This window comes from Pseudomonas kribbensis (assembly GCF_003352185.1).
Lineage (GTDB): Bacteria > Pseudomonadota > Gammaproteobacteria > Pseudomonadales > Pseudomonadaceae > Aquipseudomonas > Aquipseudomonas kribbensis.
In genome coordinates this window covers 1510827-1534340 of sequence record NZ_CP029608.1, presented here as the reverse complement: position 1 = coordinate 1534340, position 23514 = coordinate 1510827, and the positions used below count along the sequence as shown (strand labels likewise).

Genomic DNA, 23514 nt, shown 5'->3' with positions numbered 1-23514 from the left:
TCTCAGATATTTCATACAAGCTTCTACCCCCTCCCGCCTCCCGGCCAATCCGCCGGCGCTTTGCATTTTTATCAATTGAATCAAAGCCTTGCAAAACCCTGCAAAAAGCTCGGGCAATGCACCTTGATACAAATTAATTTGGCGAAGAAGGTTACCGATGAGCAGGTAGGGGATCGATTTCCAGTCTTTTCTGGCATAATCGCGCCCCCTTATGACCGGGTCAGAAAACCTTCATGATCGATTTATTCAGCGGACTGGATGCCTGGGTGCTTGTGAGCCTCCTGCTCGCCCTGACATTTGTCCTCGCCTTCGAGTTCATCAATGGATTTCATGACACCGCTAACGCGGTAGCCACTGTTATCTACACCAAAGCGATGCCGCCTCACCTGGCGGTGTTCTTCTCGGGCGTGTTCAACTTCCTCGGCGTATTGCTGGGCGGCGTCGGCGTGGCGTATGCCATCGTCCACCTGCTGCCGGTAGAACTGTTGATCAACGTGAACACCGGACATGGTCTGGCAATGGTGTTCTCGCTGCTCGCCGCCGCCATCGCCTGGAACCTGGGCACCTGGTACTTCGGTATCCCGGCCTCCAGCTCCCACACCCTGATCGGTTCGATCCTCGGTGTCGGCCTGGCCAACGCCCTGATCAACGACATTCCGCTGGGTGATGGCGTGAACTGGCAGAAAGCGATCGATATCGGCGCTTCGCTGGTGTTCTCGCCGATGGCTGGCTTCCTGGTGGCCGCACTGGTGCTGATCGGCCTCAAGTGGTGGCGCCCGCTGTCGAAAATGCACAAGACCCCGGAACAACGCCGCAAGATCGACGACAAGAAGCATCCACCTTTCTGGAATCGCCTGGTCCTGGTGATGTCGGCCATGGCCATGAGCTTCGTGCACGGCTCCAACGATGGTCAGAAAGGCATCGGCCTGATCATGCTGGTCCTGATCGGTATCGTGCCTGCGCAGTTCGTGCTCGACCTGAACAGCACCACCTATCAGATCGAACGCACTCGCGACGCAACCCTGCACCTGAGCCAGTTCTACCAGCGCAACGCCGCCACCCTTGGCGAATTCCTGGCCCTGGGCAAAAGCGTCGAAGGCGACCTGCCGGAGAAATTCCGCTGCAACCCGCAGCAGACCGAACCGACCATTTCCGCCCTGCTCCACACCCTCAAAGGTGTATCGGACTACCACTCGCTGCCGGCGGAAAGCCGCATCGAAGTGCGCCGCTACCTGCTCTGCCTGGACGACACCGCGAAGAAAGTCGCCAAGCTCCCGGGCCTGGAAGCTCGTGAAAAAGCCGACCTGGACAAGCTGCGCAAAGACCTGACCACCACCACCGAATACGCCCCGTTCTGGGTGATTCTGGCGGTCGCCCTGGCCTTGGGCCTTGGCACCATGATCGGCTGGAAACGCGTGGTCCTGACCATTGGCGAGAAAATCGGCAAGCAAGGCATGACCTATGCACAGGGCATGTCGGCACAGATCACCGCAGCGAGCATGATCGGCCTGGCCAACATCTTCAGCCTACCGGTGTCCACCACCCACGTCCTGTCCTCGGGCGTGGCCGGCACCATGGTCGCCAACAAAAGCGGCCTGCAAGGCGGCACGGTGAAAACCATCCTGCTGGCCTGGGTCCTGACCCTGCCGGCCACCGTGGCCCTGTCGGCCGGCTTGTTCTGGCTGGCGTCGAAGGCGCTGGGTAGCTGATAGATCGTGGTAATGAAAAAGGCGTGATTCGAGAGGATCACGCCTTTTTTGTTGCCTTCAGAAATGGAACGCGGAGCGTCCCGGGCTGCATTCCCACGCGGAGCGTGGGAACGATCAAAAGCAAAAGCAGCCCCCATTCGCTTCCCGCTTCTCACCACTCAACACAATGAGCGTTAGCTCGAGTACCGCTTTTGACGTGCCGGCCCCATCGGCAGGCTGAGTGGAGGGATTTATCCGGGGGTGGGCGCGAAGCGCCGTTCGACGAAGTCGAACACATCGAGAGGAGGTGCAGCGAAGCAAACCGTAGGCGATGCCCCCGGATGAATCCCGGAGCGAAGGAACACCGAGCCAAAGCGAGGTGCCGAACGCAGGGGCCAAGCCTTTTGGTTCCTTTTTGGCGTCTGAAAAAGGGACTCGCCGTAAGGGCGAAACCGCCAGTGGCAACACCCAAAGAAACGGATATTCACAAAGAACACCCAAAGCATGGTCGGCCCAAAGGCCGCCAAGAAGACAAAAAAAAGGGCAACCGAAGTTGCCCAAAATGCCTTGCGTGCTCATCAAACCCGGAAGAACTAAGGCTTCTTGCGCTTATTCGCATCCTTCCAGATAAAAAATCCAAACCCTGCAAAAAACAGAACCATGAGCCCCACCGTCAGAACCCCGGCAAACACCACGTTATCGAAAAACATGACTGGCCTCCTGGCCCCTGCTTTGCTGCGATGGAGCTAAGTTAACCAATCAGGCAGGCGCAGGAATTGACCGGGATCAATACCGGTCAAGGTGCGGAGGAAAGGAAGGGAAATAACTGACCTGCATCAACGGATACAGGGGGAGATCAACGCTTTTTCGGTTTGTTTTTCGACTTTTTCTTCGGTTTTCCCAACGGCATGGCCTGTTCGAAGGCCTTGCGCACTTCATTCAGGCGTTTTTCGTTGAGGTCGTGAACCCGCTTGGCGCGTTCGGTGCTGAGGTCGATCAGTTTGTCGTCTTGGCTCATGGCGTTCGATACATCGCTTGGACTGAATCACAACTGCCGGATCGCCGACAGGACTGCGCCAATAATGCGGCCTCACGTCGGCGCTGACCAGCCATCGACGTACAACAAATCGTGTATTCAAGACGCGGTGGTCGGGCAGCCTCAGATCTCGATGTCGACCCACAAGCCCTGACGCGGCTGGTCTTCCATCAGCGGCACCACCGGCACGGTGTTGTCGGCATTGAGTTCGGTGCCCGGCACGGCGAGGTGTTCTTCCGGATCTTCGTCGGCTTCGCGCTTGCGACGCTCACGCTCCTGCTGGCGGCGCTGCTCTTCGCGCAGCAGATAACCATCCTCTTCCGGATCGCGCTTTTGCAGGTCGATGGTGCTTTCGTTTGAGCTTTCCTGCACCGGCACCACCGGGGGAATGTCCGGCCGCTGGCGGATCGGGTCCTGCTGGGATGTGATCGGCACGGCGCTCAGGGGGAGCATCGGTGGCAGCATATGAAGGGTCTCCTGTCAGCAGGCTATCGGCTGCGGCATCGGGGCCTTGAGCCATCGGTCGAAAACTTGTGACCGGGTTGGCACTCAATCGTGCCGCCAGCGCTCCTGAAACCGACGCATGACCTAATCTTCCCTCAGTCGGCCGTCGGCATTTAATGGCCGCAACGACGCCTAATCCTTTGGCCTCAGGGCCTCATTCCGTTAAGATAGCCCGCTTTTTCAAGGTGGGAGTCAGGCAGCATGGCGCAGCAGTATCAACCGGGGCAACGCTGGATCAGTGACAGCGAAGCAGAGCTTGGTTTAGGCACCGTTCTGGCACAGGACGGCCGCTTGTTGACCGTGCTTTACCCGGCCACTGGCGAAACCCGCCAGTACGCGCTAAGGAATGCGCCTTTGACCCGCGTGCGATTCTCGCCGGGCGACTCCATCACTCACTTCGAAGGCTGGAAGATGACCGTGCGCGAAGTCGAGGATGCCGATGGCCTGCTCGTCTATCACGGTCTGAACGCCGAGAACGAAGCCGTCACCCTGCCGGAAACCCAGCTGTCGAACTTCATTCAGTTCCGTCTGGCCAGCGACCGTCTGTTCGCCGGGCAGATCGACCCGCTGTCGTGGTTCTCCCTGCGCTACCACACCCTGGAACACACCAGCCGCCAGTTGCAGTCCTCCCTGTGGGGCCTGGGCGGCGTGCGTGCGCAGCCGATCGCGCACCAGTTGCACATTGCCCGTGAAGTCGCCGACCGCATCGCGCCGCGGGTATTGCTGGCGGACGAAGTGGGCCTGGGCAAGACCATCGAAGCCGGTCTGGTGATCCATCGCCAACTGCTTTCCGGCCGCGCCAATCGCGTGCTGATCCTGGTACCGGAAAACCTCCAGCACCAATGGCTGGTGGAAATGCGCCGCCGCTTCAACCTACAGGTCGCGCTGTTCGACGAAGAACGCTTCATCGAAAGCGATGCCTCCAACCCGTTCGAAGACACCCAGCTGGCCCTGGTGGCGCTGGAGTGGCTGGTCGAAGACGAAAAGGCCCAGGACGCGCTGTTCGCCGCCGGCTGGGACCTGATGGTGGTCGACGAAGCACACCACCTGGTGTGGCACGAAGACAAGGTCAGCCCGGAATACTCCTTGGTCGAGCAGCTTGCCGAGACGATCCCGGGCGTGCTGCTGCTCACCGCCACCCCGGAACAACTCGGTCAGGACAGTCACTTCGCCCGTCTGCGCCTGCTCGACCCGAACCGCTTCCACGACCTGGCCGCCTTCCGCGCCGAAAGCGAGAACTATCGCCCGGTGGCCGAAGCCGTTCAGGAACTGCTGGACAAGGGCCGCCTCTCGGCCGAAGCGCACAAGACCATTCACGGTTTCCTCGGCAACGAAGGCGAAGCCCTGCTGACCGCCGTCAACGATGGCGACAGCGAAGCCAGCGCCCGCCTCGTGCGCGAACTGCTCGACCGCCACGGCACCGGCCGCGTGCTGTTTCGCAACACCCGCGCCGCCGTGCAGGGTTTCCCGGAGCGCAAACTGCATCCGTACCCGCTGCCGTGCCCGGACGAATACCTCGAACTGCCACTGGGCGATCACGCCGAGCTGTATCCGGAAGTCAGCTTCCAGGCCCAGCCGGACGCCAGTGAAGAAGAACGCTGGTGGAAATTCGACCCGCGCGTCGAGTGGCTGATCGATCAGCTGAAAATGCTCAAGCGCACCAAAGTGCTGGTGATCTGCGCCCACGCCGAAACCGCGATGGACCTGGAAGACGCCCTGCGCGTACGTTCCGGCATTCCGGCCACGGTGTTCCATGAAGGCATGAACATCCTCGAGCGTGACCGCGCCGCCGCCTACTTCGCCGACGAAGAGTTTGGCGCGCAGGTGCTGATCTGCTCGGAAATCGGCAGTGAAGGCCGCAACTTCCAGTTCGCTCACCACCTGGTGCTGTTCGATCTGCCGTCGCACCCGGACCTGCTGGAGCAGCGGATCGGTCGTCTGGACCGGATCGGCCAGAAACACATCATCGAACTGCACGTGCCGTACCTGGAAACCAGCCCGCAAGAGCGTCTGTTCCAGTGGTATCACGAAGCGCTGAACGCGTTCCTCAACACCTGCCCGACCGGCAACGCCTTGCAGCACCAGTTCGGCCCGCGCCTGCTGCCGCTGCTGGAAGAGGCTGACGACGGCGAGTGGCAGACGCTGATCGACGAAGCACGCACCGAGCGCGAGCGTCTGGAAGCCGAGCTGCACACCGGTCGCGACCGCCTGCTGGAGCTGAACTCCGGCGGCGCCGGCGAAGGTGACGCGCTGGTCGAGGACATCCTCGAGCAAGACGATCAGTTCGCCCTGCCGATCTACATGGAAACCCTGTTCGACGCGTTCGGCATCGACAGCGAAGACCATTCGGAAAACGCCCTGATCCTCAAGCCGAGCGAGAAGATGCTCGACGCCAGTTTCCCGCTGGGCGACGACGAAGGCGTGACCATCACCTACGACCGCAACCAGGCGCTGTCGCGCGAAGACATGCAGTTCATCACTTGGGAACACCCGATGGTGCAGGGCGGCATGGACCTGGTGCTGTCCGGTTCGATGGGCAACACCGCCGTCGCGCTGATCAAGAACAAGGCGTTGAAGCCAGGCACCGTACTGCTGGAACTGCTCTACGTCAGCGAAGTGGTTGCGCCGCGCTCGCTGCAACTGGGCCGTTACCTGCCGCCGGCCGCCCTGCGCTGCCTGCTCGATGCCAACGGCAACGACCTGTCGGCCCGTGTGGCGTTCGAAACCCTGAACGATCAGCTGGAAAGCGTGCCGCGCGCCAGCGCCAACAAGTTCATCCAGGCCCAGCGCGATCAGTTGACGCCACGGATCAACGCCGGTGAAGACAAGGTCACCCCGCGTCACGCCGAGCGCGTGGCCGAGGCCCGCCGTCGTCTGGCAGCCGATACCGACGAAGAACTGGCACGCCTGACCGCGTTGCAGGCGGTCAACCCGACCGTACGCGACAGCGAGCTGGTGGCCCTGCGCAAACAGCGCGAGCAAGGCCTGGCCATGCTCGACAAGGCTGCGCTGCGACTGGAAGCAATCCGGGTGCTGGTCGCAGGCTAAACCGCCCTGCTCCATCGCCAAAAACGAAAAGGCCCGCAGCGATGCGGGCCTTTTTGTTTGTCTGAGGTTACGCAGTCACCGCTGCACCATCCGGCTCCACCACTGCCGACAACCCCTCCTTCATCCGCTTCGCATCCCGCACAAAACACCGCGACGCCAGAAACAGAAACACCATCGTAAAGAACAGCGCCACCGGGATCAGGTACATCGCGTCATGCAGGCCGACAGCCTTGAACGCCTCGGTCATCTGCTCGGCCCCCGCCGAAATCATGGCCGACTGGGCAAAGTGATCGGACAAACCACCGACCACCACCGGCCCCAGACCGCCGCCGAGCAGATACAGCCCGGCAAAGAACAGCGCCATCGCCGTGGCCCGCAGGCGCGGTTCGACCACATCCTGAATCGCCGTGTAGACACAGGTGTAGAAGTTATAGGCAAACAGCCAGCCGACACTGAACAGCGCGACAAACACACCGATCTCGATCCGCCCGGCATGCAGCGCCCAGGCGGTGCACACCGTCGAGATGATCAGGCTGAACGCCGCAAACAACAGTCGACCACTGGCCACGCGCTGGTGAATCTTGTCGGCGATCCAGCCGCCCAGGGTCAGACCGATCAAGCCGGTCACCCCGACGATCAAACCCGTGGCCACCGCCGCCTCCTGCAACGGCATCAGGAAATAGCGCTGCAGCATCGGCACCAGAAACGAGTTGCAGGCATACGTCGCAAAGTTGAAACACAGCCCCGCCAGCACCAGCCACAGGAACGTCGGCACCGCCAGCACCCGGCGGATCGGCTTGTCGACCTTCTCTTGCGACACCTGCACGGTTTCCGCCGCGCCGCGCTTGGGTTCCTTGATGAAGAACATGAACACCGCCAGCAGCAACCCCGGCACGGCAGCGATGAAGAACGGCGCACGCCAGCTGTCGAACGCCTTGACCATCGCACCGATGGTGAAGAACGCCAGCAGCAGCCCCAACGGCAGGCCCAGCATGAAAATCCCCATGGCTCGCGCCCGGCGGTGGGCCGGGAACAGGTCACCGATCAGCGAGTTGGCCGCCGGTGCGTAACTGGCCTCGCCGATGCCGATGCCCATGCGCACCAGCAGAAAACTCCAGAAACTGCCGACCAGGCCGTTGACCGCCGTCAGCGCGCTCCAGGTCGCCAGCCCCCAGCCCATCAACTTGCTGCGCGAGCCGATGTCAGCCATGCGCCCCAATGGCAGGCCGGCGATGGCGTAGACGATGGTAAATGCGGTGCCGACGATCCCCAGCTGAAAGTCGCTGAGGTGCCACTCCATGCGGATCGGCTCGATGATGATCGCCGGGATGGTGCGATCGAAGAAATTGAACAGGTTGGCGAGGAACAACAGGAACAGAATGCGCCAGGCATTCGCCGCTTGGGTCGAGTTCTGCATGGGTCCGTCTCTTTTATTGTTATAGGGCTTCACTGCCGACGCATCCGAGCCCGGAACCTGCAATCTAGTCAGGCAGGTAGGACCTGTCTGTCATCATTCGCCAGGCTGATGTTGACCCATGGCACTGTAACGAAACGTAAGCCCTTGATAAGGCTCGAATCCCCCGAAAACCGGGGGTTTTGCGGAAAAATCCGGCAATGAAAAAATACTTTCTCGCCCCCCTTCCCAACGCCGTGGCAAAGCCTAGAATGGCCGCCGGATCCGTCCGGATCCAGCCGATCAATCCCTTTGATGCCCCTCCCATGTCCGATGTCAGTCCGTGTCTGAATTGCGGTGCCTGCTGTTCCCATTTTCGTGTGTCATTTTTCTGGGGTGAATGCGCATCCTCCGGCGGAACCGTGCCTGATGAACTGGTCACCCAGATCACGCCCAGCCGGGTCGCCATGATCGGTACCGACCGCAAGGCGCCGCGCTGCACCGCGCTTGAAGGCGAGGTCGGAAAGGCCGTGAGTTGCACGATCTACGACAAGCGCTCCAGCCCCTGCCGCGAGTTCGAGGCGTCGTGGGAAAACGGTGAACAGAACGTTGACTGTGACAAGGCCCGCGCCCGCTTCGGCCTGCCACCGTTGCAACCGCACTGGAACGAGGTCGCCTGAGCCTTAGCGCCAATCGCTATGGCGCTCATGCCAAAATCATTAGAACCAATGTGCCACCACGGCTTGCGCCCCGAAATCGGCCTCTATACTGCATTCATTCGCCTGCGTTGATGACGCAGTAAGGAAGCACTCAGAGACGGGGCATGCTATGGAGTGGCTTGGTTTGCAGTTTGTTGCCGAGCTGCCGGAGAGCGGGCAGGTCATCCTCAATTGCACACACAACCCCTTGCTGGTGCTGGTCGCCTATCTGGTGGCGTGTGCCGCGAGTTTCGCCACCCTCGACATGGCGGAACGCGTCGGCCATGCCGAAGACCCCGGATCGCGCCGGCTCTGGCGCTGGATCGGCGCCACTTGCCTGGCCGGCGGCATCTGGGCCATGCATTTCATCAGCATGCTGGCGTTCCAGACACCGATCGACATCCAGTACGACCTGGCCATTACCCTGTTCTCCCTGGTGATCGCCCTGCTGGCTTCCTGGCTGGCGATGCACACCCTCAGCGAACCGCAGCCCAGTCTGCTGCAATACTTCAAGACCGCCATCGTCATCGGCCTGGGCATTGCCGGCATGCATTACGTCGGCATGGCCGCCATGCAGTCCGCCGCCACCGCCTACTACGAGCCGACCCTGTTCGGCCTGTCGATCCTGATTGCCATCGGTGCCAGTTTCGCCGCACTGTGGGTGGCGGGGAATTTGCGTGAAGGCAGCGGCCTGCACAACCAGATGCTCAAATACGTGGCCACCCTGATTCTCGGGGCCGGCATCATCAGCATGCATTTCACCGGCATGGCGGCGTTGCATCTGGTCCTGCCGGAGGGAAACATTCCCACACTGAGGGCCGAAACCAGTCATCTGCAACTGGGGCTCACTGTCGCCTTCATCACCCTGCTGATCCTCGGCAGCGCCATCAGCGCCGCACTCGCCGACAAGAAACTGCAGAACAAGGAGCAAGACCTGCGTCGGGTCAACATGTTGCTCAGCCAGCTCGATCAGGCGCGGATGTCGCTGCAACAGGCCGCCAATTACGACGCCCTGACCAACCTGATCAACCGTCGCGGCTTCAACCAGCTCTTTGCCGAGAAGCTCAGCCAGAAATCCACCGAGGGCGGCATGCTCGCGGTGATGTTTCTCGACATCGACCACTTCAAGCGCATCAATGACAGCCTCGGTCATGATGCCGGTGACGAGTTGCTCAAGGTCATCGCCCAGCACATCAAAGGTTCGGTACGTGGCCATGAAGACGTGGTCGCGCGTTTCGGCGGCGATGAGTTCTGCATCCTCATCGGCCTGCGCGACCGCGAGGAAGCACGCAACCTGGCCCAACGCATCATGCTCAAGATGAAAGAACCGATCGAACTGGCCGGGCGACGCATGGTGATGACCACCAGTATCGGTATCAGCCTGTTTCCCGAGGACGGCACCACTTGCGAGGAACTGCTCAAGCACGCGGATCTGGCGCTGTATCAATCCAAGGGTGCCGGGCGCAACGGCGTGCACTTTTTCGATTCCAACCTGAAAAACCGCGCCAGCCTGGAACTGCAACTGGAGGAAGAACTGCGCCATGCCCTGCGCGAAGAGAACGGGTTGATGCTGTATTACCAGCCGATCTTCGAACTGAAGACCGGCAAGGTCACCAAGCTCGAAGCGCTGATTCGCTGGCAGCATCCGTTACATGGCCTGCTGACTCCGGACCGTTTTATTGCCATCGCCGAAAACAATGGCCTGATCGCCGAACTGGACAATTGGGTGCTGCGCAAGGCCTGTGAAGACCTTGGCGAACTGTCGCGCCACGGCTGCGATGACCTGAAGATCGCCTGGAACTGCTCACCCCTGAACCTGGCCCGGGAAGAACTGGCCAATGAAATCGAACGCGCCTTGCGCAGCGCCGGCGTCGCCCCTGAACGCCTTGAGCTGGAGGTGACCGAGAACGCCCTGATGGGCAACATCGCCAATACGCTGGTGCTGTTGCGGCAGATCCGCGCTCTGGGCGTGTCGCTGTCGATCGATGACTTCGGCACCGGTTATTCGTCCCTGGCCTATCTCAAGCGTCTGCCGCTCAACACCTTGAAAGTCGATCGCTCGTTCATCCTCGACATCCCCAAGGCTACCGCCGACATGGAAATCGTCCAGGCGATCATCGTCATGGCCCACACCCTGCACTTGCAGGTGGTCACCGAAGGCGTGGAAAGCCTGGAGCAATATGAATTCCTCGAGCGTTCAGGCTGCGACTTCATTCAAGGTTACCTGCTCAGCCGTCCGGTGCCGCTGCACGAACTGCGCCCGGTCCTCGAAGAGATCAATCAGCGCAAACACGCCCACCCGGTCAATCCGCTGACGCTGGCTCGCGGTACATTTTCACCAGTGTCGATGGATCTCTCTCCAAAAAGCCCTGCGCCCCATGCAGGCGCATCAGTTGTGCGGCCAATCCGCTGATCGGCGTGGCCGAGCCGACTTCACGGGAAAACTTCACCGCCGTATCGAGATCCTTGAGCAGCGTGCGCACGTGCCATTTCACCGGCTCGAAACGGCTGTCGGCCATTTGCGGGGCGAGGATCTGCAGCGGCTTCGAATCGGCAAAACCACCGGCCAGCGCCTCGGCAATCAGGCTGGCGTCGACCCCGGACTGCTTGGCCAGCGCGACCACTTCGGCGATCACCAGCGCATTGCAGGCAACGATCATCTGATTGCAGGCCTTGGTCACCTGACCGGCGCCGACGCCGCCCATGTGCGTGACGCGCTGACCGAGAGTGAGCAACACCGGGCGAACCCGATCAAGATCTACGGCATCACCACCGACCATGATCGCCAGGCTGCCGGCCTCCGCGCCAACGACACCGCCGGACACCGGTGAGTCGAGCCAGGCCATGCCGGTCTTTTGCGCCAGTTCTGCTGCCATCTCGCGCGTCGCCGTCGGCTCAAGGCTGGAAAAGTCCACCAGCAACTGACCGCTTTTTGCGCCTTCGGCAACGCCGGCCGGGCCAAACACCACCTCGCGGACCACCGCCGTATCGGCCAGGCAGAGCATCACCACGTCGGCCTGCCCGCACAGTTCGGCCGGGGTCGCGACTTGCCGGGCACCCGCCTCGACCAGCGGCGCGCACTTGTCCGGGTTGCGGTTCCACACCGTCAGCGGATAACCCGCCGCCAGCAGACGCCGGCACATCGGCAGCCCCATCAGTCCGATTCCGGCAAACCCCAACGAAGGTAGCGTTGACATCATTTAGCCTCCTTTTGATTAAAGATCGCCGAATAATGGCCGATCCATCATCAATCAGGAAAGGATTCCCCCGTGCGACACACAGGCAAAGACCCTGACGCACGGGCCAAATACGCGCAGCAAAAAGACGCGAGATTCCCATTCCGTGAGGCTCGACGACAGTGGTCGCCGAGCCAACCAGTCCAGGTAAATGGCGCACAATGACTTCTAAAAACAATCCGGCCACTGCGGTATCCGATCTGACCCTGAGCCCTGCGGCGAACAGCCCTGCCCCGATGAAGCCATTGCCTCCTTCGCGCCCTCTGGGCACCCAGCAATACCTGTACTTCACCGAAACCAACACTGACCGCATCCTCGATAACCTCGACGGCCTGCGTGACCTGGTATTCCCGCGCCCGCCGCACCTGGAAGGCGACAACGAGCAGCACAATGACCAGGAATTCCCGTCGGTGTGCCTGATCGGCCTCGGTCGCTGCGGCTCCAACATCGCCCTCGACGTGGCGGAGCTGGTGTACAACGCGCGCAAGTTCTACCTCAACGAATTCAACAACGAAGACCGCGTGGCTGACCGTCGCCTGGCCTCCGACAAAGGCTACAGCCCGGCCCAGTGGATCAAGCAAAACCTGCGGATCGGCCCGAACAAGTCGACCAAACCGGTGTTCCTGGTTGAGCCGCTGGTGATGCTCGGCGACCTCGACAAGGACATTGCCGGACGCATCCGCTTCTCGCGCAAGGGTGAAAAGAGCGGCTTCCTGCGCGACTACAGCAAAATGAAGATCATGGACTTGTCCGAAGTCCACGCCGGTGGCGCCGGTAACGCGCCGATCCTCGGCCAGTACCTGGCGAAGATCATCCTGAACAAGGACACCCAGCGCTTCTCCAGCCCCGACTGGAAAATGATCCACTCGTACCTGATCGACAGCTGCGGCATCAAGGCCAACCAGTCGCGCCTGTACTTCTCGATCTTCAGTGCCGGCGGCGGTACCGGTTCGGGCATGGCCTCGGAATTCGGCCTGGCCCAGCAGCACTCGTACATGAACAAGACGTTCGACACCAAGCCGATGGACGAACATGACGGCAAGAGCGGTCATTCGTTCGTGTTCGAGCCGATCTTCACCAGCGGCATCTGCGTGCTGCCGAACATTTCCGACCATCGCAGCGAAATGTCCGAGGCGCTGCACATCAACGCCGGTCGCCTGCTGTGCAAATACCTCTCGGAAGAATGGGATTTCTCGTACAACTTCGCCAACGAAGACAGCAGCGAAGCCAGCGTCATGGGTCGTATCCGCCCATGGAACGCGATGATGCTGATCTCCAACGACATCATGCGTTACGCCGAAGAGAGCGATGACGGCAACATCCAGAACATTGATGTCAATGCGATGGAGAAGCACGCCAACCAGTACATCTCGCAGCAGATCTTCAACATTCTGACGGCCCAGGCGGTTACGACCGACTACGACCAGAACTATTTCCGTCGCGCCGGCATCGACATCGGCGAGACCATTCGCCTGGACGCCAACGACCTGTTCATGAGCCTGGCCGGTCCGGTGGCGATTGCCTACGCCGAATCCGTGGTGCCGGAAACCCCGCCGCCGAGCAGCGACAAGTTCAAGGTGTTCGACAAAGAGCCGCAGCGCCTGAACATCGACGACCTGTTCTTCCGCTCCATCGACCTGCCGCACTTCAACAAGGTGACCCAGGCCATCGAAGGCATCAGCCTGCTGCCGATCGAATCCAAGCGTTATCGCGCCTCGCTTGAGCAGTACAAGAATTCCGGCTACGACGCCGCCGCGCTGCACGACCTGCACTTCTTCAAGAACTGCTCGTCGGTGGTCTCGATCGTTTCGCTGCCGAAAGACTACAAGCTGTCGTACATGGACCTGAACCGGTTGAAGACCCACCTCAACAGCCTGTTCCCCAACACCACGCTCAAGCGCTACGCGCTGGTGATCGGTGCTTCGGCCAACCTGTCGCTGACCACACTGATCGCCAAGAGCCCGTGCCTGTCGGACGACTTCCTGACCCTGATCGTGGCGTTCATCAAGCGTTGCTTCGCGAAGAATCCGTACCGTTTCGACGAGACCCTCGACAACTCGATCCTCGACTTCATCATCAACGAAGAATTCGACGAAGAACGTATCGATGACCTGCTCAACGAATTCGAGAACCCGGCGAAGATCCTCGATACCAACTGGTACGCGATCAAGCCGATGTACGAGAAGAAGTACCGCGAGCTGATCAACGACAAAGAGAAGTTTGTCTCGATCAACGACATTCGCCTGTCGCGCGATTGCGTGAAGAAGTCGATCAAGTACCTGCGCGAGATCTATCGCCACCGGATCGGCAAGACCAAGGTTATTTCGCTCAACAATCACACCGGCAAGACTTACTCGGTCTGACCCCGGAAAGAGGCGACCCCATCGCGAGCAGGCTCGCTCCCACATTGGAATTTGTTTCCCTGTGGGAGCGAGCCTGCTCGCGATGAGGCCCTCGAATTCCCCCGATTTATTCAGCCTTCCAACATCCAGAAACAATTAAGCAGCCCGAAGGCTGCTCAATAAACTGTGCCCGTTACGTTTACGTCACCGTTATGCCACCCCCGCCTGTGGCATTTCTCTACGGCAACGTGCCATCACGCTACTCGGCTACACACTTTTCCCCGGCCATCACGCGCACCAACGAGGTGCAACCCCTCAGGCCGACGCCCTTTCCTGGACCAGAATCCACGGCCGCACCACCACCGCCCACATCTCGGGATCACGTTCGAAAATATCCAGCGCCCGCGTTTCAGACAGCTTGGCGACCTTGTCTTCGGCCAGCCAGGCAGCGACTTTCTCGCCCTGATCCGATGCCACGGCCTCGGCCACGGCGATCAAATCCAGGTCAGCGTCGACCCACAATAGGGCACCCTGAGCGTAGAAGCGCTCCAGCTCTTTCCAGGTAATAGATGCGGTTTCACCAAGCAGCTTGGCATAGAGGGTGCTAGGTTCTTGATTCATGGGACTGTCCGGAAAAGAAATCGGCGCGAATGATAACGTCGGTGGTCCGGCAGAAAAACCCGGTAGCAAAAGGCTGTACCGAACGAAAAGCGCAGGAAAGCCAAGGAATGCTGATGATTGGGGCATAAGCCCTCTGAAAGCCCCGCCGCAATTCTGTCTTTTTCTTTCATTAAAGCGACATCTCCAGAATTTGCCCCTGGGCGCCAGCTTCCCAGGCCAACAACCGGCGCTCTACACTGTACCGGTACAGTTGCCGGGGGCATTTCCGGACGATATCGCGAAGATATCCAGCCCGGTTCTGCTGCTACGGCGTCAGGACTCTAAAAAAATACAACAGTAAGAGTGGAGCACTATGACTAAGGCTACTAAGCAGATTTCCAAACTGTTTGCCGCTATGGTACTGGCCGGGGTTGCCAGCCATTCGTTCGCAGCTGACACCATCAAGATCGGTATCGCCGGCCCTAAAACCGGCCCGGTAGCCCAGTACGGCGACATGCAGTTCAGTGGCGCCAAAATGGCCATCGAACAGATCAACGCCAAGGGCGGCGTCGACGGCAAGAAGCTCGAAGCCGTTGAATACGATGACGCTTGCGATCCGAAACAAGCGGTAGCCGTTGCGAACAAGGTCGTCAACGACGGCGTCAAGTTCGTGGTCGGTCACCTGTGCTCCAGCTCCACTCAGCCTGCTTCGGACGTTTACGAAGACGAAGGCGTGATCATGATCACCCCGGCTGCCACCAGCCCGGACATCACCAGCCGCGGTTACAAAATGGTGTTCCGCACCATCGGTCTGGACAGCGCCCAGGGCCCTGCCGCCGGTAACTACATTGCCGATCACGTGAAACCGAAAATCGTTGCTGTCCTGCACGACAAACAGCAATACGGCGAAGGCATCGCCACCGCCGTGAAGAAAACCCTGGAAGGCAAGGGCGTCAAGGTTGCCGTGTTCGAAGGCGTGAACGCCGGCGACAAAGACTTCTCCTCGATGATCTCCAAGCTCAAGCAAGCCAACGTCGACTTCGTCTACTACGGCGGCTACCACCCTGAGCTGGGCCTGATCCTGCGTCAGTCCCAGGAAAAAGGCCTGAAAGCCAAGTTCATGGGTCCGGAAGGCGTGGGTAACGACTCCATCTCGCAGATCGCCAAGGATGCGTCCGAAGGCCTGCTGGTGACCCTGCCGAAGTCCTTCGACCAGGATCCGGCCAACCAGAAGCTGGCTGAAGACTTCAAGGCGAAGAAAGAAGACCCGAGCGGCCCGTTCGTGTTCCCTTCCTACTCGGCGGTTGAAGTGATTGCCCAGGGTATCACCGCTGCCAAATCCGAAGACCCTGCCAAAGTGGCCGCCGCCATTCACGCAGGCACCTTCAAGACCCCTACCGGCGACCTGAGCTTCGACGCCAAGGGCGACCTGAAGGACTTCAAATTCGTGGTCTACGAGTGGCACTTCGGCAAACCTAAAACCGAAGTTTCGCCTCAGTAAGGCGCTGCCTGACTGACTGCCAATAAAGCCCACGGCGTGCCGTGGGCTTTGTTTTACGAATGTATTGGGCCGCGCTGGCGTGATCCGCCAGTCTCCCCACCTGAAAATCTCAAAACCGTCATCAGCGGTTCGCTGGCAAAACCCGGATTCGAAGTGGATAAAGATCCACGGGGCCGGGCGGGAAAATGACTCCACCAGTGAAATGCGTATCAGGTTTTTAGGAGCGCTGTAATGCCTGACATCTATCACTTCTTCCAACAGCTGGTTAATGGCATGACCATTGGCAGCACGTATGCCCTGATCGCCATCGGCTATACGATGGTCTACGGCATCATTGGAATGATCAACTTCGCCCATGGCGAGGTGTACATGATCGGCTCCTACGTGGCATTCATCGCCATCGCCGGGCTGTCCATGATGGGACTCGACAGCGTTCCGCTGTTGATGACCGCCGCTTTTCTCGCAACTATCGTCGTGACCAGTGCCTACGGTTACAGCATCGAACGGGTCGCCTACCGCCCCTTGCGCGGCAGCAACCGTCTGATCCCGCTGATTTCCGCCATCGGTATGTCGATCTTCCTGCAGAACACGGTTCTGCTGGCGCAAGACTCCAAGGACAAATCCATCCCCAACCTGATCCCCGGCAACTTCTCCATCGGGCCAGGTGGCGCACATGAAGTGCTGATTTCCTACATGCAAATCGTGGTGTTCGTGGTGACCCTGGTCGCCATGCTCGGCCTGACGCTGTTCATCTCCCGCTCTCGCCTGGGCCGCGCCTGCCGCGCCTGTGCCGAAGACATCAAGATGGCCAACCTGCTGGGCATCAACACCAACAACATCATCGCCCTGACCTTCGTCATCGGTGCTGCGCTGGCGGCCGTCGCGGCCGTGCTGCTGAGCATGCAATACGGCGTGATCAACCCGAACGCCGGTTTCCTCGTCGGCCTCAAGGCCTTCACCGCCGCGGTACTGGGCGGCATCGGCAGCATTCCCGGCGCCATGCTCGGCGGACTGGTGCTCGGTGTGGCGGAAGCCTTTGGTGCCGATATCTTCGGCGACCAGTACAAGGACGTCGTGGCGTTCGGCCTGCTGGTTCTGGTGCTGTTGTTCCGGCCAACCGGCCTGTTGGGTCGTCCGGAGGTTGAGAAAGTATGACTAGGAATCTTAAACAGGCGCTGTTCAGCGCCCTGCTGGTGTGGGCGGTGGCCTACCCGGTACTCGGTCTGAAGCTGACCATCGTCGGCATCAACCTCGAAGTGCATGGCACCAGTACCTCGACACTGATCACCATCGCCGTCTGCTCGGTATTGATGTTCCTGCGCGTGCTGTTCGACCAGCAGATCGGCGCGGCGTGGAAATCCTCGCCGAGCCTGCCGAAGATGCCGGCCAAGGCCAGCAGCTTCCTGACCCTGCCGACCACCCAGCGCTGGATCATCATTGCGTTGATCATCGGTGCGCTGGTCTGGCCGTTCTTCGGTTCTCGCGGCGCGGTGGATATCGCGACGCTGGTGCTGATCTACGTGATGCTCGGCCTGGGCCTGAACATCGTGGTCGGCCTGGCAGGCCTGCTCGACCTCGGTTACGTCGGCTTCTATGCCGTCGGCGCCTACAGTTATGCGCTGTTGTCGCATTACTACGGCCTGAGCTTCTGGATCTGCCTGCCGATCGCCGGTCTGATGGCGGCCACCTTCGGCTTCCTGCTCGGTTTCCCGGTCCTGCGTCTGCGCGGTGACTATCTGGCGATCGTGACGCTGGGCTTCGGTGAAATCATCCGTCTGTTCCTGCGTAACCTCACCGACATCACCGGCGGCCCGAACGGCATCAGCAACATTCCCAAGCCATCGCTTTTCGGATTGACCTTCGACAAGACGGCCGCAGAGGGGATGCAGACCTTCCACGAGTACTTCGGCCTGACCTATAACCCGGTGAACAAGGTGATTTTCCTTTACCTGATCGCGGTGTTGCTGTCGCTGTTCGCGCTATTCGTCATCAACCGCTTGCTGCGCATGCCCCTGGGCCGTGCCTGGGAAGCGTTGCGCGAGGACGAGATCGCTTGCCGCGCGCTGGGTCTGAACCCGACGATCATCAAGCTTTCGGCGTTCACCCTGGGCGCCTGCTTCGCCGGTTTCGCCGGCAGCTTCTTCGCCGCCCGTCAGGGTCTGGTGACACCGGAGTCCTTCACCTTCATCGAGTCGGCGACCATTCTCGCCATCGTGGTGCTGGGCGGCATGGGCTCGCAGCTGGGTGTGGTACTGGCGGCGGTCGTGATGATCCTGTTGCCGGAAATGATGCGTGAGTTCAGTGAGTACCGCATGCTGATGTTCGGCGCCCTGATGGTGCTGATGATGATCTGGCGACCTCAAGGTCTGCTGCCCATGCAACGTCCTCACATGGAGCTGCGCAAATGAGCCGCGAGATCCTGAAAGTCGAAAATCTGAGCATGCGCTTCGGCGGCCTGCTGGCGGTCAACGGTGTGGCCCTGACCGTGAAAGAGAAACAAGTGGTGGCGCTGATCGGGCCTAACGGCGCGGGCAAGACCACCGTGTTCAACTGCCTGACCGGTTTCTACAAGCCGAGCGGCGGCAGCATCAAGCTCGATGGCGAGCCGATCGAAGGCCTGCCTGGCCACAAGATCGCCCTCAAGGGCGTGGTGCGCACCTTCCAGAACGTGCGGTTGTTCAAGGACATGACAGCGGTCGAGAACCTGTTGATCGCCCAGCACCGTCACCTGAACACCAACTTCCTGGCCGGTCTGTTCAAGACCCCGGCGTTCCGCAAAAGCGAACGCGAGGCCATGGAGTACGCCGAGTACTGGCTGGACAAGGTCAACCTCAAGGAGTTCGCCAACCGTCCGGCCGGCACGCTGGCTTACGGTCAGCAACGTCGTCTGGAAATCGCCCGCTGCATGATGACCCGTCCGCGGATCCTCATGCTCGACGAACCGGCCGCCGGTCTGAACCCGAAGGAAACCGAAGACCTGAAGGCGCTGATCAGCGTGCTGCGTGAAGAGCACAACGTCACCGTGCTGCTGATCGAACACGACATGAAACTGGTCATGAGCATTTCCGACCACATCGTCGTGATCAACCAGGGCACGCCTCTGGCCGACGGCACGCCGGAACAGATCCGCGACAATCCTGAAGTGATCAAAGCCTACCTGGGGGAAGCGTAAATGCTGCAGTTCGAAAACGTTTCCACCTTCTACGGCAAGATCCAGGCCCTGCACAGCGTCAACGTCGAAGTCCGCCAGGGCGAAATCGTGACGCTGATCGGCGCCAACGGTGCCGGCAAATCCACACTGCTGATGACGCTGTGCGGTTCGCCGCAGGCCCACAGCGGCAGCATCCGTTACATGGGTGAGGAACTGGTCGGCCAGGACTCGTCGCAGATCATGCGCAAGAGCATCGCCGTGGTGCCTGAAGGTCGTCGGGTGTTTGCCCGTCTGACCGTCGAAGAGAACCTGTCCATGGGCGGATTCTTCACCGACAAGGGCGACTATCAGGAACAGATGGACAAGGTTCTCGGACTTTTCCCGCGCCTGAAAGAACGCTTCAACCAGCGCGGCGGCACCATGTCCGGCGGCGAACAGCAGATGCTCGCCATCGGCCGAGCGCTGATGAGCAAGCCGAAACTGCTGCTGCTCGACGAGCCGTCGCTGGGCCTGGCACCGATCATCATCCAGCAGATCTTCGACATCATCGAACAGCTGCGCAAGGACGGTGTGACGGTGTTCCTGGTCGAGCAGAACGCCAACCAGGCGTTGAAAATCGCTGACCGAGCGTACGTTCTGGAGAACGGTCGGGTGGTGATGCAAGGCACCGGTGAAGCGCTGCTGACCGACCCGAAAGTGCGCGAGGCGTACCTCGGCGGTTGATCGATTGCGTTAAACAGAAAACGGCCTTCGGGCCGTTTTTTTTTGCGCTTTGAAAAATATTTTGTCGATCGCTGTAACGCATCACCAGGTCGTTTCTCTAGTGGGGTAAGCAAGCGCACATCGCTTGTTCCAACCCAAGTTGAAACCGGAGAAACATCATGACTGCTACCACCCGCACCCTGTCCGCCACCGCCCTGGTTCTGGCCCTTGGTTCTGCCCTGAGCATGGCCGCCGTTTCGACCGTCCAGGCTGCCGACAACAGCAACATGGAAAAATGCTTCGGCGTGGCCATGAAAGGTCATAACGACTGCGCCGCCGGCGCCGGCACCACCTGTGCAGGCACGGCGAAAATGGATTACCAGGCCAATTCCTGGAAGTTCGTTCCGAAGGGCACCTGCACCACCACCGAAAGCAAAACCTCGCCGACCGGTTTCGGTCAGATGGAAGCCTTCAAGGCCAAGTCCTGATCCGGAGGCTGCCCGAGTGTCGATCATGATCACTTCCTGCGACCATGCCTCCCCCCGCACTCAGGCAGCCCTCACCGGGCTCCCGCCCCGTGCCGGGCTGGGGCTCAAGACCGGGCACTTTCGTGAAGTGCTCGGTTCTTTACCGGACATCGGTTTCTTCGAAGTCCACGCCGAAAACTACATGGTGGCCGGCGGCCCGTTTCATCACTTTCTGGGTTTGATCCGCGAGGCGTATCCGCTGTCGCTGCATGGCGTCGGCCTGTCCATCGGTGCCGAAGGCCCGCTGGATGTGCAACACCTCAAACGCCTGAGTGCGCTGATCGAGCGCTATCAACCCCACTCCTTTTCCGAACACCTGGCCTGGTCGAGCCACGGCCCGGTGTTTCTCAATGATCTATTGCCCCTGGCCTACGACACGCCGACGCTGAATCGCGTCTGCGATCACATCGACCAGGTGCAGAACACCCTCAAACGCCTGATGCTGCTGGAAAACCCGGCGACCTATCTGGCGTTCGAGCGCTCGACGATCGACGAAGCGGATTTCATCCGTGAAGTCATCCGGCGCAGCGGCTGCGGTCTGTTGCTGGACGTGAACAACATTTATGTCTCGTGCATCAACCATCAGCGCGATCCCCTGGCCTACCTCGACGCACTGCCGCTGCACGCGGTGGGCGAGATTCATCTGGCGGGGTTTGCCGAAGACTCCGACAGCCTCGGTGATCGCTTGCTGATCGACGATCACGGTGCACCGATCGATCAGGCCGTCTGGGCGTTGTACCGACAGGCGCTGGAGCGCGTCGGCCCGGTGGCGACGCTGATCGAACGGGACAATCAGGTGCCGGCCTTCGATGTGCTGATGGCCGAGGCACAACAGGCCGACGAGCTTCTGCTTTGCGCGGGAGGTCGGTCATGAGCACCCAAGCCGTGTTCAGCGCCGCACTGCTCGATGTCGGCCTGCCCTGCCCCGACGGATTGTGCAGCGCCAACGGGGCCGATCCAGCCAGTCGATTCGCGGTGTACCGCAACAACGTGCAAGGCTCGTTGAGCAATGCACTGGCCGACAGTTATCCCGTAGTGAGGCAGTTGGTGGGAGAGGAATTCTTCCGCGCCATGGCCAGCGTTTTCATTAAAAACCACCCACCACGAAGCCCGCTGATGAGCGACTACGGCAGTGAACTGGCGGACTTCATCAACGGATTCGAGCCGGCGTCGAGCATTCCTTATCTGGCCGATGTCGCGCGACTGGAACGCCTTCGAACCCAGGCCTATCACGCCGCCGATATCGCGCCGCTCAGCCAGGATCAGATCGCTGCGGCCTTCGCGGATCAGGAAGGCCTGAGTCGCTTGCAAATCGGCCTGCATCCTTCGCTGCACGTGCTCGATTCAGCCTTTGCCGTAGTGGATATCTGGGCCGCGCACCAGCAAGACGCCACGTTGGCCGGCATCGATCTGAATCAGGCCCAACAGGCGCTGGTCCTGCGCAACGGACTGGAAGTCGAGGTGTTCGCCGTGGATCCCGGCGCCAGCCAGTTCATCGGCCAGCTAAAGGCCGGCCTGCCGCTGACCGAGGCGCTGGAATCCGCCGAAGCCTTCGATCTCAGCCAGACCCTGGCCTTGTTGATCAGTCGCCAGGCCATCACTCACTTACATCACAAGGTTTCGCCATGAACAACCCCATTGCCCGCGCCATCGCGCTGCTGGAAAAAATCCCGCACAGCCTGATTGCCTTCATCGCGCGTTTTTCCATCGCGGCGGTGTTCTGGAAATCCGGGCAGACCAAGGTCGAGGGCCTGGCCATCGACCTGATCGACGGCACATTCCAGATTGGCTGGCCACATCTGGCGGACTCGACGATTCCGCTGTTCCAGAGCGAATACCACGTGCCGCTGCTGTCACCGGAAATCGCCGCGCACATGGCGGCGTTCGCCGAGCACTTTTTTCCGGTCTTGATCCTCGTCGGCTTCGCCACAAGGTTTTCAGCGCTGGCATTGCTGGGCATGACGCTGGTCATCGAACTGTTCGTGTACCCCGACGCCTACCCGACCCACGGAACCTGGGCGGCAGTGTTGCTGTACCTGATGACCACCGGCCCGGGAAAAATGTCGATCGATCATCTGATCGCCCGACGTTACCGCTGAAGCCGATCCAGGGCCTCACCGCTGCGCTTGAACCAGTCGATCAAGTAGTCCGCCAGCACTTGGGTGCGCTTCGGCAGCCCGCCCTGATACGGATGCACCAAGTACATCGGCATGCGCCGGGTCTGAAAATCGCGAAGGAGCCAGCGCAATCGGCCGTCAGCCAGTTCCGTCTGCAGCAGATAGGACGGCAGGCGAGCGATGCCAGCGCCAGCGAGTGCGGCTTTTTTCAGCAGGCTGTAGTGATTGCTGGCGAACGGCCCTGACACCCGCACCCGCAACAGCTCGTGCTGCTGGTGATAGAGCCACTCCTCGCGACCGCCGTAGTGACTGTTGAGCAGGCAACGATGTTCGGCCAGCGCCTGTGGCGTCGCCGGTTCGCCGAAACGCTCTAGGTAGGCCGGACTGGCGCAGGTCATTTCCTGCCAGGCCAGCAAAGGCTTGGCCACCAGACGCTCATCGTTGGCGACGTCGGTGCGGATCGCCAGATCAAAGCCATCGCGGGAGAGATCGCGATAGCTGTTGTTCAGCTCCAGCTCGATCTGCACTTCGGGGTATTTCTGCGAAAACTCCAGCACCAGGCCGTCGAAGAAGGTTTCCCCCAGCGACACCGGAACCGTCATACGCACGGGACCTGCCATATCGTCCTTCAAACGCGCCAATGCCTGACGCGCCCTTTCCACCTGGACGACAAGCGCCTGAGCCTGAGGCAACAGCGCCGCACCGGCCGCCGTCAGGCTCAACCGGCGCGTGGTTCGTTGTAGCAGCACCACGGAAAACTGCGCCTCCAGCTGACTGATGCGCTTGGACAGTTGCCCTTTGCTGCACCCCAGTTGCTGCGCCGCCAGGGTAAAACTGCCGGCCTCGATCAACACCGCGAACGCCGCCAGATCATCCATCTCGCTCATGGATTGTTTCCATTTGAAAACCAAAGGTTGCCCATTAGCGCGCTTATCAGCGGAAAAAACCACTCTAGACTGAAAGCTCGTTCA

At 60.4% G+C, this 23514-nt stretch carries 21 protein-coding genes; 14 read left to right on the top strand and 7 right to left on the bottom strand.

The window, feature by feature from the left end; genetic code table 11:
* Positions 1–233: 233 nt before the first annotated feature.
* The gene (locus DLD99_RS07060) at positions 234–1709 is read left to right on the top strand and encodes an inorganic phosphate transporter (RefSeq protein WP_085712967.1); all 1476 of its coding nucleotides are present in this window, start codon (positions 234–236) and stop codon (positions 1707–1709) included.
* A gap of 572 nt (positions 1710–2281) precedes the next feature.
* On the opposite strand, the gene ccoM is transcribed toward DLD99_RS07060, so the two are convergent.
* The 3 genes from ccoM to DLD99_RS07055 form a co-directional block, all read right to left on the bottom strand.
* The gene (gene ccoM / locus DLD99_RS29480) at positions 2282–2398 is read right to left on the bottom strand and encodes a cytochrome c oxidase subunit CcoM (protein ID WP_007959205.1); all 117 of its coding nucleotides are present in this window, start codon (positions 2396–2398) and stop codon (positions 2282–2284) included.
* Between the two features lie 146 nt (positions 2399–2544).
* Positions 2545–2706, bottom strand: coding sequence for a hypothetical protein (locus DLD99_RS29190; RefSeq protein WP_167443762.1), 162 nt, complete (start codon positions 2704–2706; stop codon positions 2545–2547).
* A 141-nt stretch (positions 2707–2847) separates the two neighbouring features.
* The gene (locus DLD99_RS07055; protein WP_085712966.1) at positions 2848–3189 is read right to left on the bottom strand and encodes an aspartate-semialdehyde dehydrogenase; all 342 of its coding nucleotides are present in this window, start codon (positions 3187–3189) and stop codon (positions 2848–2850) included.
* Between the two features lie 240 nt (positions 3190–3429).
* On the opposite strand from DLD99_RS07055, the gene rapA reads away from it, so the two are divergent.
* Positions 3430–6276, top strand: a complete 2847-nt coding sequence (rapA, locus tag DLD99_RS07050) for an RNA polymerase-associated protein RapA (RefSeq protein ID WP_114881723.1) — start codon at positions 3430–3432, stop codon at positions 6274–6276.
* A 67-nt stretch (positions 6277–6343) separates the two neighbouring features.
* Here the strand turns inward: rapA and DLD99_RS07045 are convergent, their stop codons facing one another.
* Positions 6344–7693: a spinster family MFS transporter gene (locus DLD99_RS07045; protein ID WP_114881722.1), complete on the bottom strand. Its 1350-nt coding sequence runs from the start codon at positions 7691–7693 to the stop codon at positions 6344–6346.
* 302 nt (positions 7694–7995) lie between these two features.
* On the opposite strand from DLD99_RS07045, the gene DLD99_RS07040 reads away from it, so the two are divergent.
* Positions 7996–8349 (top strand): YkgJ family cysteine cluster protein, encoded by a 354-nt coding sequence (locus tag DLD99_RS07040; protein ID WP_114881721.1) that lies wholly within the window; start codon positions 7996–7998, stop codon positions 8347–8349.
* A 148-nt stretch (positions 8350–8497) separates the two neighbouring features.
* Entirely contained in the window at positions 8498–10780 is a 2283-nt protein-coding gene (locus DLD99_RS07035) for a putative bifunctional diguanylate cyclase/phosphodiesterase (protein WP_114881720.1), read from the top strand.
* Here the strand turns inward: DLD99_RS07035 and DLD99_RS07030 are convergent.
* On the bottom strand, positions 10671–11567 hold the full coding sequence (locus DLD99_RS07030; RefSeq protein ID WP_208647513.1) for an NAD(P)-dependent oxidoreductase: 897 nt from the start codon (positions 11565–11567) through the stop codon (positions 10671–10673). The genes DLD99_RS07035 and DLD99_RS07030 overlap by 110 nt on opposite strands.
* Positions 11568–11764: 197 nt before the next feature.
* Here DLD99_RS07030 and DLD99_RS07025 point away from each other — a divergent pair, with 197 nt between their 5' ends.
* Complete coding sequence (locus DLD99_RS07025) at positions 11765–13966, top strand: hypothetical protein (protein ID WP_085712961.1); 2202 nt, start codon at positions 11765–11767, stop codon at positions 13964–13966.
* Positions 13967–14260: 294 nt separating this feature from the next.
* On the opposite strand, the gene DLD99_RS07020 is transcribed toward DLD99_RS07025, so the two are convergent.
* On the bottom strand, positions 14261–14566 hold the full coding sequence (locus DLD99_RS07020; protein WP_085712960.1) for a DUF2288 domain-containing protein: 306 nt from the start codon (positions 14564–14566) through the stop codon (positions 14261–14263).
* Positions 14567–14918: 352 nt separating this feature from the next.
* Between DLD99_RS07020 and DLD99_RS07010 the strand changes: the two genes are divergently transcribed.
* The 9 genes from DLD99_RS07010 to DLD99_RS06965 all read left to right on the top strand — a co-directional run bounded on the left by DLD99_RS07010 (position 14919) and on the right by DLD99_RS06965 (position 22525).
* Complete coding sequence (locus DLD99_RS07010) at positions 14919–16046, top strand: branched-chain amino acid ABC transporter substrate-binding protein (RefSeq protein ID WP_085712959.1); 1128 nt, start codon at positions 14919–14921, stop codon at positions 16044–16046.
* A gap of 231 nt (positions 16047–16277) precedes the next feature.
* Positions 16278–17201 (top strand): high-affinity branched-chain amino acid ABC transporter permease LivH, encoded by a 924-nt coding sequence (gene livH / locus DLD99_RS07000; RefSeq protein WP_085712958.1) that lies wholly within the window; start codon positions 16278–16280, stop codon positions 17199–17201.
* A complete protein-coding gene (locus tag DLD99_RS06995) occupies positions 17198–18454 on the top strand; it encodes a high-affinity branched-chain amino acid ABC transporter permease LivM (RefSeq protein ID WP_114881719.1) in 1257 nt (418 codons plus the stop codon). The genes livH and DLD99_RS06995 overlap by 4 nt, the downstream gene beginning before the upstream one ends.
* A complete protein-coding gene (gene livG, locus DLD99_RS06990) occupies positions 18451–19218 on the top strand; it encodes a high-affinity branched-chain amino acid ABC transporter ATP-binding protein LivG (protein ID WP_085712956.1) in 768 nt (255 codons plus the stop codon). The genes DLD99_RS06995 and livG overlap by 4 nt, the downstream gene beginning before the upstream one ends.
* Complete coding sequence (locus DLD99_RS06985) at positions 19219–19920, top strand: ABC transporter ATP-binding protein (RefSeq protein WP_003222380.1); 702 nt, start codon at positions 19219–19221, stop codon at positions 19918–19920.
* A 158-nt stretch (positions 19921–20078) separates the two neighbouring features.
* Positions 20079–20387: a BufA1 family periplasmic bufferin-type metallophore gene (locus DLD99_RS06980; RefSeq protein WP_085712955.1), complete on the top strand. Its 309-nt coding sequence runs from the start codon at positions 20079–20081 to the stop codon at positions 20385–20387.
* A 25-nt stretch (positions 20388–20412) separates the two neighbouring features.
* Positions 20413–21300, top strand: a complete 888-nt coding sequence (gene bufB, locus DLD99_RS06975; RefSeq protein WP_114886614.1) for an MNIO family bufferin maturase — start codon at positions 20413–20415, stop codon at positions 21298–21300.
* Complete coding sequence (locus DLD99_RS06970; protein ID WP_114881718.1) at positions 21297–22055, top strand: HvfC/BufC N-terminal domain-containing protein; 759 nt, start codon at positions 21297–21299, stop codon at positions 22053–22055. The genes bufB and DLD99_RS06970 overlap by 4 nt, the downstream gene beginning before the upstream one ends.
* On the top strand, positions 22052–22525 hold the full coding sequence (locus tag DLD99_RS06965; RefSeq protein ID WP_114881717.1) for a DoxX family protein: 474 nt from the start codon (positions 22052–22054) through the stop codon (positions 22523–22525). The genes DLD99_RS06970 and DLD99_RS06965 overlap by 4 nt, the downstream gene beginning before the upstream one ends.
* On the opposite strand, the gene DLD99_RS06960 is transcribed toward DLD99_RS06965, so the two are convergent.
* Positions 22516–23430: a LysR family transcriptional regulator gene (locus tag DLD99_RS06960; protein WP_085712952.1), complete on the bottom strand. Its 915-nt coding sequence runs from the start codon at positions 23428–23430 to the stop codon at positions 22516–22518. The genes DLD99_RS06965 and DLD99_RS06960 overlap by 10 nt on opposite strands.
* Between the last annotated feature and the right edge of the window lie 84 nt (positions 23431–23514).